The organism is Aeromonas sp. SG16 (assembly GCF_024436135.1).
GTDB classification, from domain to species: Bacteria; Pseudomonadota; Gammaproteobacteria; order Enterobacterales; family Aeromonadaceae; genus Aeromonas; species Aeromonas jandaei.
Window position 1 is genome coordinate 622,324 of the sequence record NZ_JANFNW010000001.1, and the last position, 13,449, is coordinate 635,772.

Annotated in this window: 11 protein-coding genes; 5 read left to right on the forward strand and 6 right to left on the reverse strand. The window is 59.4% G+C overall.

Annotated elements, in window-relative coordinates:
• Positions 1–6: 6 nt before the first annotated feature.
• From NOM67_RS02875 to NOM67_RS02885, 3 genes are all read left to right on the forward strand, one after another.
• The gene (locus NOM67_RS02875; RefSeq protein ID WP_071910034.1) at positions 7–810 is read left to right on the forward strand and encodes a PTS sugar transporter subunit IIC; all 804 of its coding nucleotides are present in this window, start codon (positions 7–9) and stop codon (positions 808–810) included.
• Positions 810–1,658, forward strand: a complete 849-nt coding sequence (locus NOM67_RS02880; protein ID WP_255933654.1) for a PTS system mannose/fructose/sorbose family transporter subunit IID — start codon at positions 810–812, stop codon at positions 1,656–1,658. Before NOM67_RS02875 ends, NOM67_RS02880 begins: the two co-directional genes overlap by 1 nt.
• Positions 1,659–1,752: 94 nt before the next feature.
• Positions 1,753–2,910, forward strand: a complete 1,158-nt coding sequence (locus tag NOM67_RS02885; protein ID WP_255933656.1) for an AGE family epimerase/isomerase — start codon at positions 1,753–1,755, stop codon at positions 2,908–2,910.
• A 24-nt stretch (positions 2,911–2,934) separates the two neighbouring features.
• Here NOM67_RS02885 and NOM67_RS02890 read toward each other — a convergent pair whose 3' ends face one another.
• Positions 2,935–3,186 (reverse strand): DUF1289 domain-containing protein, encoded by a 252-nt coding sequence (locus NOM67_RS02890; RefSeq protein ID WP_182925441.1) that lies wholly within the window; start codon positions 3,184–3,186, stop codon positions 2,935–2,937.
• Positions 3,187–3,335: 149 nt separating this feature from the next.
• Between NOM67_RS02890 and mltA the strand changes: the two genes are divergently transcribed.
• Complete coding sequence (mltA, locus tag NOM67_RS02895; protein WP_033112478.1) at positions 3,336–4,487, forward strand: murein transglycosylase A; 1,152 nt, start codon at positions 3,336–3,338, stop codon at positions 4,485–4,487.
• Between the two features lie 144 nt (positions 4,488–4,631).
• On the opposite strand, the gene yfaE is transcribed toward mltA, so the two are convergent.
• The 5 genes from yfaE to ubiG all read right to left on the reverse strand — a co-directional run bounded on the left by yfaE (position 4,632) and on the right by ubiG (position 10,456).
• Positions 4,632–4,952 carry a class I ribonucleotide reductase maintenance protein YfaE gene (gene yfaE, locus NOM67_RS02900; RefSeq protein WP_201966507.1) on the reverse strand — a complete coding sequence of 107 codons (321 nt, stop codon included), beginning with the start codon at positions 4,950–4,952 and terminating at the stop codon, positions 4,632–4,634.
• Complete coding sequence (gene nrdB / locus NOM67_RS02905) at positions 4,949–6,082, reverse strand: class Ia ribonucleoside-diphosphate reductase subunit beta (RefSeq protein WP_042031036.1); 1,134 nt, start codon at positions 6,080–6,082, stop codon at positions 4,949–4,951. Before nrdB ends, yfaE begins: the two co-directional genes overlap by 4 nt.
• Positions 6,083–6,162: 80 nt before the next feature.
• Positions 6,163–8,430 carry a class 1a ribonucleoside-diphosphate reductase subunit alpha gene (nrdA, locus tag NOM67_RS02910; RefSeq protein ID WP_041207840.1) on the reverse strand — a complete coding sequence of 756 codons (2,268 nt, stop codon included), beginning with the start codon at positions 8,428–8,430 and terminating at the stop codon, positions 6,163–6,165.
• Between the two features lie 623 nt (positions 8,431–9,053).
• The gene (locus tag NOM67_RS02915) at positions 9,054–9,740 is read right to left on the reverse strand and encodes an HAD family hydrolase (protein ID WP_255933662.1); all 687 of its coding nucleotides are present in this window, start codon (positions 9,738–9,740) and stop codon (positions 9,054–9,056) included.
• Positions 9,740–10,456 carry a bifunctional 2-polyprenyl-6-hydroxyphenol methylase/3-demethylubiquinol 3-O-methyltransferase UbiG gene (gene ubiG / locus NOM67_RS02920; protein WP_041207838.1) on the reverse strand — a complete coding sequence of 239 codons (717 nt, stop codon included), beginning with the start codon at positions 10,454–10,456 and terminating at the stop codon, positions 9,740–9,742. The genes NOM67_RS02915 and ubiG overlap by 1 nt, the downstream gene beginning before the upstream one ends.
• A gap of 188 nt (positions 10,457–10,644) precedes the next feature.
• On the opposite strand from ubiG, the gene gyrA reads away from it, so the two are divergent.
• A complete protein-coding gene (gene gyrA / locus NOM67_RS02925) occupies positions 10,645–13,392 on the forward strand; it encodes a DNA topoisomerase (ATP-hydrolyzing) subunit A (protein WP_201966501.1) in 2,748 nt (915 codons plus the stop codon).
• Positions 13,393–13,449: the final 57 nt, after the last annotated feature.

The window sequence follows — 13,449 nt, forward strand, 5'->3', positions numbered from 1 at the left end:
GACATCATGTTTCTGGAAGCAACACTCATCGGGATACTCTGTTATCTCGGTGCCCTCAGCAGCCCCTGGCTGCTGGGATTGACCGGGGGCTGGTACACCATCACCCGCCCGCTGGTTTCGGGCATGCTTGTGGGGGCGATCCTCGGTGATATCCAGACCGGGATCCTTATCGGGGTGGCGGTGCAGGCGGTCTATATCGCCATGGTGACGCCGGGCGGTTCCATGCCGGCAGATCTCAACTTCGTCGCCTTTCCGGCCATCGCCCTCGGCGTCATGTCGGGCAAAGAGCCGTCAGTTGCCGTGGCCATTGCCGCCACTATCGGCATTGCCGGTACCATCCTCTTCAACTTCATGATGGTCTTCAACTCCTACTGGAACCACAGAGCCGACGTGGCGCTGGAGCAGGGGGATGAAAAGGGGGTTTATCTCAACAGCGCCATCTTCCCGCAGGTCAGCAACTTCGTACTGCGTTTCGTGCCCACCTTTATCGCCGTCTATTTTGGCAACCAGTACATCGAAGGCTTCATGAACAGCCTGCCGGAGCTGGTGATCCGCACCATGACGGTGGTGGGCGGCATTCTGCCGGCGGTCGGCATTGCCATCCTGCTCAAGCAGATCATCAAGCAGAGCAGCATGCTGATCTATTTTCTGGTGGGCTTTGTCGGCATCGTTTTTCTCAAGCTCAACATGGTAGGGCTGGTGATGATCGGCGCCCTGCTTGCGCTCATCCACTACAACTACAAGCCGGAATCTCGCCCTGCAGTAGCTGCCCGTGCTGCCACCCAAACCGATGATGAGGATGAATTCTGATGGACGCAAAGCTGCAAGCGGGCCAGCCGGTGAACAATGCGCCGGTGGCTCTCACTCCCAAGGATCTGCGTGCCTGCTGGCGTTCGTGGATGATGTACAACCTATCCTCCATGAGCTTCGAGCGCCTCGAATCGTTCGGTTTCTGCCTTGGTATGATGCCGGCACTCAAGAAGCTCTATCCCGGCAAGGCGGAGAGGATGGAGGCGATGAAACGCCATGCCTCCTTCTACAACACTGAGCCCCAGATTGGCGCCATCATCAACGGGCTGGCGGTGGGGTTGGAGGAGAAGCGGGCCAACGGCGAGCGGATCGATGGCGAGACCATCAACACCCTGAAAGTGGGGTTGATGGGGCCCATCGCCGGGATCGGGGATTCCATGATCCCGGGCATGCTGGTGCCCATTCTGCTCAGCATCGGCATGGCGCTGGCCGCCGGCGGCAGCGTGCTGGGGCCGCTCTTTTACATCATCAGCTTCAACGCCATCGTCATCACCGGCTCCTACATGCTGTTCATGAAGGGCTACCGGATGGGGACTGGCTCGGTGGAGGCGCTGGTGAGCACGGAGTCGGTCAAGCTGCGCGAGGCACTCTCCCTGCTCGGGGTCTTTGTGATGGGCGGGGTGGCCGCCAGTTATGTCAACCTCTCCACCGGGCTCGATTTTGTTACCTCGGACGGGGTCAATATTCAGGTACAGACCATGTTGGATGGCATCTTCCCCAAACTGATGCCGCTGCTGGTGGTGCTGGGCACCTGGTATCTGATGGCCAGACGCAATGTCTCGCCGGTCAAGGCGATGCTGGGGCTGCTGGTCGTGGCTTTTGTCGGGGTCGCCATCGGTCTCTTCTAGGCCGATTCGGGAGAGTGTAAGCAACTGATGGGAGAGCGAGGCTCTCCCTTTTTCATGGACTGGGTCCTGGGTCGGGTGGAGGCGAGGTGATGAAATGCATGACGAGATAAGAGAGGCTGCGCGGCGTTGCCGCAGCTGGTTGGTGGAAGAGGCGCTGCCCCGTTGGGGATCTCGGGGATTTGATGTGGAAAGGGGGATGTTTGCCGAAGGTCTGGATGGTGCTGGCAAGCCCCTCTGGCAACCCACCCGATTTCGGGTGCAGAGCCGGCAGATCTATGTGTTCAGCCACGCAGCCCTGCTCGGCTGGTATGAGGGAGGCGAGTTGGCAGAGCGCTGCGCCAGGTTCGGCATGAGGCATTTTGATGATGGTGCCGGCAACCAGCTGTTTTCCCTTAATGCCGATGGTTCTCCTGCCGACAGTGCGGTGTGCTGCTACGAATACGCTTTTGCCCTGCTGGCCGAATGCTGGCTCTACCGTTTGAGCGGCGAGCCGTGCTGGCAGCAACAGGCCGAGTCGCGCTACCAGGCCATCGCGCAGCTTTTTGCCGATCCTGTGTATGGCGGGTTTCACTCCAGCTGGCCAGCCGGTTCGCTGCGCAGCCAAAACCCCCATATGCATCTTTTCGAAGCACTGCTGGTGGCGGCCGAGAGCTTTGATGAGCCGAGCTGGCAAGGACGTGCCCATCAGCTCTATCAGTTGTTTCGCCAGCGCTTTCTTGAGCCCGCCTTGCTGCGGGAGTTCTTCGATGAGCGGCTTCTCCCGGTTCATCCCGATTCGCACCTGATCGATCCGGGTCATCACTACGAGTGGTGCTGGCTGCTGGCCCGTTACCGGGCATTGGCACAAGGATGGGCGTGTGGGCCGAGTGAGCGCGAGATAGATGAGGGGATCGCCATCCTGAACCGCTTTGCCACCGCTCACGGCCACGGGCCGACCGGGCTGGTGATGGATGAGCTTACCGATGACGGACTGCCCCATCGGGTAACCAGTCGGCTTTGGTGCCAGACCGAACATCTCAAGTCGCTGCTGGCGGCCTATGAGCGGCGAGGGGACGCAGAGATAGCCCGTCAGATTGGCGAGGTGGTGAGGCGGATCTTCCACTACTACCTGACGCCAGCCTTGCCCGGCCAATGGATCGATCAGGTCGATGTCACCGGTCAGCCGCTGACAACCCATGCCCCAGCCAGCACCTTCTACCACCTGTTTGTGGCGTTCAGCGAGCTGGCAAGGGTGGCGCAAAGGGAGGGATAAAGAGAGATATGAAAGGGACAGGGTTTAAAAATCCCAGCCCGGTTGTTCTGGCTGCTCGGGTTGGGTTCCCTCCTGTGCCTTGCGGCGGGCGGCTTCGACTCGCGCCTTGCGGGCGCGGCACAGACGCATTACATCCTGCTGCTGGGCGGGGGTCATGGCGAGCCAGTTGAAACGCTCTTCACGGCTGCGCAAACACCCTTTGCAGTAGCCCTTGTTGTTCACTTCGCAGACCCCGATGCAGGGGCTCTGCAGCGGGAAGATCTCGAGCTGTTCCATCCATCACCTCGCACATCCTGTCACCTTGTTATAACCCAGCTGTCACCTTTGGCGAAATCCCTCTTCAAGTGATTGATGTCGTTTGCTTTCCCCCTGCAAATTTGGCATCTTCCCCGCCGAGCATGGCTATTGGCGTTATATGAGGACATATGAATAAACACGCGTACTGGCTGACCGCCGTGGTGCTGGGTCTGGCCGGGTGTGCAGGCAACTCTGAGCAAAATCAGGTGCCCAAAAAACAGACCGACAACAGATGTTTCCTGAACTGCGAGGTGCCGGTAAATCTGGGCAAGCAGTATCTGGACGGCACCTTGCCGGGGGAGCTGGTCAGGGTTGAGCGGGTCAATAGCCGTGCGCGAGCCGATTACAGCAAGTTTGGCCCGCAGAGCAGGCTGGTACTGGAGCGCTCCGGCAAGATGAATCGCCGTTATGGCGAGCTCTACCACAAGCTCTCCCGCTGGGTGGCCAACGGCGGCAACCCTGCCGACATCACCCGTTACGGTATCAGCCTGGCCCAGCTGGGCGGGGCGGATCGGATGGGTAACGTGCTCTTCACCGGCTACTACTCGCCGGTGCTGGAGGTGCGTCGTCGCCCCGATGCCAAGTACAAATATCCCATCTATGCCATGCCCAACTGTGGCAGCCGTTGTCCGACCCGTGCCCAGATCCATCAGGGGGCGCTGGCCAACCGCGGGCTCGAACTGGGTTACAGCAAATCCCTTATCGACAACTTCCTGATGGATGTGCAGGGTTCCGGCTTTGTGCACTATGGCGACGAGGATCGGCTGCAATATCTGGGCTACAGCGGCAAGAACGGCCACGGTTACGTGAGTATCGGCCGGGTGCTGATCGACCGCGGTGAAGTGCCCAAGGAGCAGATGTCGATGAAAGCCATCAAGGATTGGGCGAGCCGCCAGCCGGAGGAGAGCGTCAAGGAGCTGGTGGAGCAGAACCCCTCCTATGTTTTCTTTGAGCGCCGCCCGACCAACGATGTGATCGGTGCTGCCGGTATTCCGCTGCTGCCGATGGCGGCCGTTGCTGCCGACAAGACCTTGTTGCCGATGGGTACCCCGATCCTCGCCGAAGTGCCGTTGCTCGACAAAGAGGGCAACTGGACCGGCAAACATCAGCTGCGGCTGTTGATTGCGCTGGATGTGGGCGGCGCGGTGAAGAAGGGCCACCTCGACCTCTACCACGGCATGGGCGAGAAGGCCGGTGTCGCGGCGGGTCACTACAAGCACTTCGGCCGGGTCTGGAAGCTGGGTCTGCACCACGGGCCGACAGCTGCGCCCTGGTTGTAATGTCAGTGCTGGCAGGTTGATCAGCCAGCAGCCCACTTAGGTATCGAGTAGGCATCGAGATGGATCTAAAAAAGCCGTCGGAGCAATCCGGCGGCTTTTTATTTTGCTCTCTTTGGCTGCGTGCACGAGGTGCTACAAGCGGGATCAGCGTTTCTGGATATCCAGTTTGATGGCGCCTACCGGCTTGCAGCAGCAGGGGAGACACTCCCCCTGGGAGACAAAGGCGAGCGGCACATTGGGGTAGTGCACCTTGCCCGCGATGAGCGGGGTGCGGCAGGCACCGCAATAGCCGCTGCGGCACTGGAACTCGACCCGATGGCCGTGGCGCTCCAGGGTTTCCAGCACGCTTTCGCCGGGATGAGCGTGCAGCACGCCATCCCGGGTGTGTACCCGTGGTGCCTGCACCGCCTGCTGTTCGGCAGGCGAGTGCGGGGCAGGGGTCAGCGTGTTGGTGGCGTCACTCACAGCTCGAAATCACCCAGGTCCTCAGCATTCACTTCGCTGTCGATCTGACCCACCAGATAGGAGCTTACCTCTACCTCTTGCGGGGCGACCTGCACGTTGTCGGAGGAAAGCCAGGTATTGATCCAGGGGATCGGGTTCTGCTTGGTGCCGGCAAAGGCTGGCTGCAGACCGACGGCGGCCATCCGCAGGTTGGTGATGTACTCGACGTACTGGCAGAGGATGTCCTTGTTCAGGCCGATCATGGAGCCGCCCTGGAACAGGTACTCGGCCCACTCTTTCTCCTGAATGGCGGCTTCTTTGAACAGCTCGAAGCAGGCCTGTTCGCACTCGGCGGCGATCTCGGCCATCTCGGGGTCGTCCTGACCGCTGCGCATCAGGTTCAGCATGTGCTGGGTACCGGTCAGGTGCAGTGCCTCATCGCGGGCGATCATTTTGATGATCTTGGCGTTGCCCTCCATCAGCTCGCGCTCGGCGAAGGCAAAGGAGCAGGCGAAGCTGACGTAGAAGCGGATCGCTTCCAGCGCGTTGACGCTCATCAGGCAGAGATAGAGCTTCTTCTTGAGCTCACGCAAGGTGATGGTCACTTCGCGGCCAGCGACAGTATGGGTCCCTTCACCGTGCAGGTTGTAGAGGGCGGTCGCTTCGATCAGGTCGTCGTAGAAGTGGCTGATGGAGCCGGCGCGCTTGAGGATCTGCTCGTTGGTCACGATGTCGTCGAACACCTGGGCGGGGGTGTTGACGATATTGCGGATGATATGGGTGTAGGAGCGAGAGTGGATGGTCTCGGAGAATGCCCAGGTCTCGATCCAGGTTTCCAGCTCCGGAATGGAGACCAGCGGCAGCAGCGCTACGTTGGGGCTGCGACCCTGAATGGAGTCCAGCAGGGTCTGGTACTTCAGGTTGGAGATGAAGATGTGCTGCTCGTGGGGCGGCAGGGCCTGATAGTCGATGCGATCACGGGAGACATCCACCTCTTCCGGGCGCCAGAAGAAGGAGAGTTGTTTTTCGATCAGCCGCTCGAACACTTCGTGCTTTTGCTGGTCATAACGGGCTACGTTGACCGATTGGCCAAAAAACATCGGCTCTTTGAGCTGGTCGTTTTGGGTTTGGCAGAAAGTTGAATAGGCCATGGTTACCAGAATGTCTGTATGGAGAAAACAGGAGAGCGGGAGCTTGTCGCTCCCGCCCGGTTATCAGATCTTGCCGTGACTTAGATTTTGCAAGCCCCGCCAGCGCAACCGTCATCTTGCAGATCGGTCTGGGCATCGTCCGCACCATCACGGGTGTTGTGATAGTAGAGGGTCTTGAGGCCGTATTTGTAGGCGGTCAGCAAGTCTTTGAGCAGCTGCTTCATCGGTACCTTGTTGCCTTCGAAACGGGCCGGGTCGTAGTTGGTGTTGGCGGAGATTGCCTGATCCACAAACTTCTGCATGATACCGACCAGCTGCAGGTAGCCGTCAACGCTCGGTTGCTTCCAGAGCAGCTCGTATTGATCTTTCAGGCGATCATACTCGGGCACCACCTGTTTGAGAATGCCGTCCTTGGAGGCCTTGACCGACACCAGACCGCGCGGCGGCTCGATGCCGTTGGTGGCGTTGGAGATCTGGCTGGAGGTTTCGCTCGGCATCAGGGCGGTCAGGGTGGAGTTGCGCAGTCCCACGGATTTGATCTCTTCGCGCAGGCTTTCCCAATCCAGATGCAGTGGCTCGTTGCACAGCGCATCCAGATCCTTCTTGTAGGTGTCGATCGGCAGGATGCCCTGGGCATAGGTGGTCTCGCCAAACAGCGGGCAGGGGCCGAATTCGCGGGCCAGCTGCACAGAGGCTTTCAGCAGGTAGTACTGGATCGCCTCGAAGGTGCGGTGAGTCAGCGCCAGACCGGAGCCGTCAGAGTAGCGGGCACCGTTCTTGGCCAGGTAGTAGGCGTAGTTGATGACGCCGATCCCCAGAGTACGGCGACCCATGCTGCCACGCTTGGCGGCGGCAATCGGGTAGTCCTGATAGTCGAGCAGGGCATCGAGGGCACGCACGGCCAGATCGGCCATCTCTTCCAGATCTTCCAGCTTGTCGATGGCACCCAGATTGAAGGCGGAGAGGGTGCACAGGGCGATCTCGCCGTTCTCGTCGTCGATGTTGTTGAGCGGCTTGGTCGGCAGCGCAATCTCGAGGCAGAGGTTGGACTGGCGTACCGGCGCTACGCTCGGATCAAACGGGCTGTGGGTGTTGCAGTGATCGACGTTCTGGATGTAGATGCGACCGGTACCGGCACGCTCCTGCATCATCAGGGAGAAGAGATCGACTGCCTTGAGGGTCTTCTTGCGAATGGCCGGATCCTGCTCGTACTTGACGTAGAGCTCTTCAAACTTGTCCTGATCGGCAAAGAAGGCATCGTACAGGCCCGGCGCATCGGACGGGGAGAACAGGGTGATGTCACCGCCCTTGATGAGGCGCTGGTACATCAGCTTGTTGATCTGCACGCCGTAGTCCATGTGACGGACACGGTTCTCTTCCACGCCGCGGTTGTTCTTCAGCACCAGCAGGCTTTCCACTTCGGTGTGCCACAGCGGGTAGAACAGGGTGGCCGCACCGCCGCGCACACCGCCCTGGGAGCAGCACTTCACGGCAGTCTGGAAGTATTTGTAGAAGGGGATGCAACCAGTGTGGAACGCTTCGCCGCCACGGATGGGGCTGCCCAGACCGCGGATGCGACCAGCGTTGATGCCGATACCGGCGCGCTGGGAAACGTAACGCACGATGGAGCTGGCGGTGGCGTTGATGGAATCCAGGCTGTCGTCGCACTCGATCAGTACGCAGGAGCTGAACTGACGGGTCGGGGTGCGCACGCCGCTCATGATCGGGGTCGGCAGGGAGATCTTGAAGGTCGAGACCGCATCATAGAAGCGCTTGATGTAGTCCAGACGGGTATCTTTCGGGTACTTGGAGAAGAGGCAGGCTGCCACCAGGATGTAGAGGAACTGCGGGCTTTCGTAGATCTCGCCGGTGACGCGGTTTTGTACCAGATACTTGCCTTCCAGCTGCTTGACCGCTGCGTAGGAGAAGTTCATGTCGCGCCAGTGATCCATGTGCGCGTTCAGCTCTTCGAATTCGGCCTGGGTGTAGTCTTCCAGCAGGTGTTTGTCGTACTTGCCCATGTCGACCAGACGAGCCACGTGCTGGTAGAGGTGGGGCGGTTCGAACTGGCCGTAGGCCTTCTTGCGCAGGTGGAAGATGGCCAGACGGGCAGCCATGTACTGGTAGTCCGGGGTCTGCTCGGAGATGAGGTCAGCCGTTGCCTTGATGATGGTTTCGTGAATGTCGGCGGTACGGATACCGTCATAGAACTGGATGTGGGACTTGAGCTCTACCTGGGAGACCGACACGTTGTCGAGACCCTCGGCGGCCCAATCCAGCACGCGGTGAATTTTATCCAGATCGATGGGTTCTTTGTGTCCGTTACGCTTCGTCACAAACAAGTTCATTGGCTGATGACCTTTAGTTGATTCCCGAAAAACCATCGCACGCCACCCGGCTGCTGGCGGTCACAGGAGGACTGGCCGGTGCAGTTGTTGGGTAACTATTGTGCGATGAATCACAAGATATAGTGTTATTTTGATGTCGAGCTACAAGATAGTGAGGTCGACTGCGCATTGCAACGTGTGGATAACTGGCTTGCTGTGGATAAATTGTGGGTGTTGTTGTCTCTGTTAGTGGTTGCTCACAGTGAGCGGGTTTTCATTCGTCCGCTTCGTCAAATGCAAGCCTCCCGATCGAAGATGGAAAATTTAAATAACTTTTTTTGCTTGCGAAAAGGGGGCCTTTTTACTAGCGAACCGCTGCTGATTATCCCTTGCCCAACAAGGGACAAAAGCTGTCCAGCTCTCGGTTGTCACTGCAAAATGTGAAGCGCACTTTCTCGGTCTGCTTGCTGACAGTTGCCTCAGTGAAACGGGAGCAAGGTTGTCATATGGGCTCTTTGTGACAGTTAAAGTTGCCTTGGCTATCCACCTACGCTCTCTTCTTGTTAGCTGTTGGGGACAGGAGAAGGCCGTAAAAAAGGGCATCAACCGATGCCCCAACTCTTGCAACGTCACGACCGGCAGCTTCAGCCCAGCTCGTAGCGCAGCCAGTGGTGCAGTGCCTGCACGGTATCAAAGTGCAGATCGGCGCCCCATTGGGCAGGATCTTCCTCATCATTGAGATAGCCCCAGCCAGCGACTGCAGTGCGCATGCCGGCGTTGCGGCCCGCTTCGATGTCGCGCACATGATCCCCCACATAGAGGCAGTGAGCTGCTTCGACCCCCAGCTTCTCGCAGGCAAAATACATGGGGGCAGGGTCGGGTTTGCGTACCGGCAGGGTATCGGCACTGACGGTGACGCCGCAGCTTGCGAGCGCTGGCAGCGCCGCCAGCAGCGGCTCGGTGAGAAAGGCCGGCTTGTTGGTGACTATGCCCCAGGGCAGCTGCTTCTCGTCGAGCCACTCGATGAGATCCACCATACCGTCATAGGGGCGGGTACCGACGCAAAGATTGGCTGCGTAGTAGTCGAGCAGGGCATTGCGCAGGCGGGTGGCCCCCAGCTCTTCCAGCAGATCGTCGCCGAGCCCCGCCCTGAGCAGCCCGAGGGCGCCGTGGGAGGTGGTCTGGCGAATGATGTCGTCAGAAAGCGGCGCAAATCCTTCGCTTATCAGCACGTGATTGACGGCTGCGCCCAGATCCGGCGCCGTGTCGAGCAGGGTGCCGTCCAGATCGAACAGCACACAGCCAAGGGGCTGCGGGTGAGAGGCGCGCATCAGCCGTGCTCCGGGCGGATGAATTCCACCATATAGTTGACGTCGACGTTGCGACCGAGCCGGAAGCTGTTGGAGAGTGGCGCATAGTGGACGCCGCTCATGTCGCGCACCAACAGGCCCGCGGCTTCACCCATGCGACAGAGTTCGGCGGGCATGATGAACTTTTTATGGTCGTGAGTCCCCTTGGGCACCATCTTCATCAGGTACTCGGCGCCGAGGATCATCATCAGATAGGATTTGGGATTGCGATTGATGGTGGAGACAAACACGCGGCCACCCGGGCGCACCAGGGTTGCGATGGCTCGCAGCACTGAAGCCGGGTCAGGCACGTGCTCCAGCATCTCCATGCAGGTGACCACGTCATACTGGCCGGGTGCTTCTTCAGCGTGTGCTTCGGCAGTGATCTGGCGGTACTCGAGCTCGACCCCCTGCTCCAGGGCGTGCAGGCGGGCGACGCCAAGGGGCTCCTTGCCCATGTCGATACCGGTGACCTGTGCCCCGCGGCGCGCCATGCTCTCGGCGAGGATGCCGCCGCCACAGCCGATGTCGAGCACGCGCTTGCCAAACAGGCCGCCGCTCTTGTTGGTTATCCAGTCAAGGCGCACCGGATTGATCTGGTGCAGGGGCTTGAACTCGCCCTCCATGTCCCACCAGCGAGAGGCGATGGCTTCAAATTTGGCGATTTCGGTCAGGTCGACATTTGCGTCACTGTTCATTTATCGAAGATCCTGTGGCAGGGCGCGCAGAGCGGGTGACTCGCGCGCAATCTATTGTCCTGGCGGGCATTATAACGGACGGACTTTGTCAAACCAGCCCGATTTGTGGCTTAAGGAATCCGCCTTGGTGTGTTACCATGTCGCGCTGTTTAAGCCAAAGAACAACTAATTAGGGATTAAGGCTTTCTATGAGCGATCTGGCCAGAGAGATCACGCCGGTCAACATCGAAGAAGAGCTCAAGAGTTCCTATCTTGATTACGCCATGAGCGTGATCGTAGGACGAGCTCTGCCGGATGTGCGTGATGGCTTGAAACCGGTTCACCGCCGCGTTCTGTATGCAATGAACGAGCTGGGGAACGACTGGAACAAGCCCTATAAAAAATCGGCCCGTGTGGTCGGTGACGTAATCGGTAAATATCACCCGCACGGCGATAGCGCTGTGTATGACACCATCGTCCGGATGGCGCAGGATTTCTCCATGCGCTACATGCTGGTCGACGGTCAGGGCAACTTCGGTTCGGTCGATGGCGACAGCGCCGCGGCCATGCGTTACACCGAAGTGCGGATGGCACGCATCTCCCACGAGCTGCTGGCCGATCTGGACAAAGAGACCGTGGACTGGGTGCCGAACTATGACGGCACCGAGATGATCCCGGCTGTCATGCCCACCAAGGTTCCCAATCTGCTGGTCAACGGCTCCTCCGGTATTGCGGTGGGCATGGCGACCAACATTCCGCCTCACAACCTCACCGAGATTGTCAACGGCTGCCTGGCGCTGATCGAAAACGGCGACCTCACCATTGACGAGCTGATGACCTACATCACCGGCCCGGATTTCCCCACTGGTGGCATTATCAACGGTCGTTCCGGCATCGTGCAGGCGTACCGTACCGGTCGTGGCTCCATCTATGTGCGGGCCAAGGCTGAAGTGGAAGTGGACGAGAAGACCAGTCGCGAGACCATCATCGTTCACGAAATTCCCTACCAGGTGAACAAGGCTCGTCTGATCGAGAAGATCGCCGAGCTGGTCAAAGACAAAAAGATCGAGGGCATCAGTGCCCTGCGCGACGAGTCCGACAAGGACGGTATGCGCATCGTTATCGAGATCAAGCGCGGCGAGTCCGGCGAGATTGTGCTGAACAATCTCTACAAGCACACCCAGATGCAGACCACGTTCGGCATCAACATGGTGGCGCTCGATAACAACCAGCCCAAGGTGATGAACCTTAAAGAGATCCTGGATGCGTTCCTGCTGCACCGCCGCGAAGTGGTGACCCGCCGGACCGTGTTCGAACTGCGCAAGGCGCGGGATCGGGCGCACATCCTTGAAGGTCTGGCGGTTGCGCTGGCCAACATCGATCCGGTTATCGAACTGATCCGTCACAGTGCCACCCCGGCTGATGCGAAAGCGGGCCTGGTTGCCAAGGGCTGGGAGCTCGGCAACGTGGCTGCCATGCTGGAAAAAGCCGGTGACGACGCGGCTCGCCCCGAGTGGCTGGAGCCCGAGTTCGGCATTCGCGACGGTTACTACTACCTGACCGAGCAGCAGGCACAGGCCATCCTTGACCTGCGTCTGCACAAGCTGACCGGCCTTGAGCACGAGAAGATCCTGGAAGAGTATCAGGAGCTGCTGGATCTCATCGCCGAGCTGCTGCACATCCTGGCGAGCCCGGTTCGTCTGATGGAAGTGATCCGCGATGAGCTGCTGGCCGTGCGCGACCAGTATGGCGACGAGCGTCGTACCGAAATCAGCATGTCCAGTGCCGAGATCAACATCGAAGACCTGATCACTCCGGAAGACGTGGTGGTGACTCTGTCCCACCAGGGTTACGTGAAGTATCAGCCGCTCTCCGATTACGAAGCCCAGCGCCGTGGCGGCAAGGGCAAGTCCGCGACCCGGATCAAGGAAGAGGACTTCGTCGAGCGTCTGCTGGTGGCCAACACCCACGACACCATTCTGTGCTTCTCTACCCGCGGCAAGGTCTACTGGCTCAAGGTTTACCAGCTGCCGGAGGCGTCCCGTGGCGCCCGTGGTCGTCCGATCATCAACCTTCTGCCGCTGGAAGAGGGTGAGCGCATCACCGCCATTCTGCCGGTCAAGGAATATGATGCCGAGAAGTATGTCTTCTTCGCGACCGCCAACGGTACCGTGAAGAAGACCAGCCTCTCCGACTTCAGCCGTCCGCTCTCCTCCGGTATCCGTGCCATCAACCTCAAAGAGGGTGATGAGCTGATCGGGGTGGATATCACCGACGGCAGCAACGAGATCATGCTCTTCTCCGATGCGGGCAAGGTTGTTCGCTTCGCTGAAGGCAGCGGTCGCGCCGATGCGGATGCCAGCGATGAGGTCGACACCGACGACGATGCCGGCAACGACGATGATGGCAGCGACAACGGCGAAGGCACTGAAAGCAAGGGTACCTTCAAGGGCGTGCGTCCGATGGGCCGTACCGCCGCCGGTGTCCGTGGTATCAAGCTGGCCGCCGGTGACAAGGTGGTTTCCCTCATCGTTCCGCGCGGTGAAGGTGCCATCCTCACCGCTACCGAGAACGGTTACGGCAAGCGTACCGCACTCGATGAGTACCCGACCAAGAGCCGTGGTACCCAGGGCGTTATCTCCATCAAGGTGGACGATCGCAACGGCAAGGTCATCGATGCCATCCAGGTTGAAGAGACCGATCAGATCATGCTGATCACCAACGGCGGCACTCTGGTGCGTACCCGTGTGGCCGAGGTGAGCATTATCGGTCGCAACACCGGTGGTGTGCGTCTGATCCGTACCGGTGAAGACGAAACCGTAGTCGGTTTGCAGCGCATCGCCGAAAGCGATGAAGACGAGAACGATGCAGTGGTTGCTGAGGGTGAGGTGTCCGAAGGCACTGATACCGCAGCTGACGCCGCCGGTTCCGTTGATGGCGAGGCGGGTGACGAGTAATCGTTCCTCCTTGCTGCAGCAGATAAAAAGAGCGACCTTGTGGTCGCTCTTTTATTT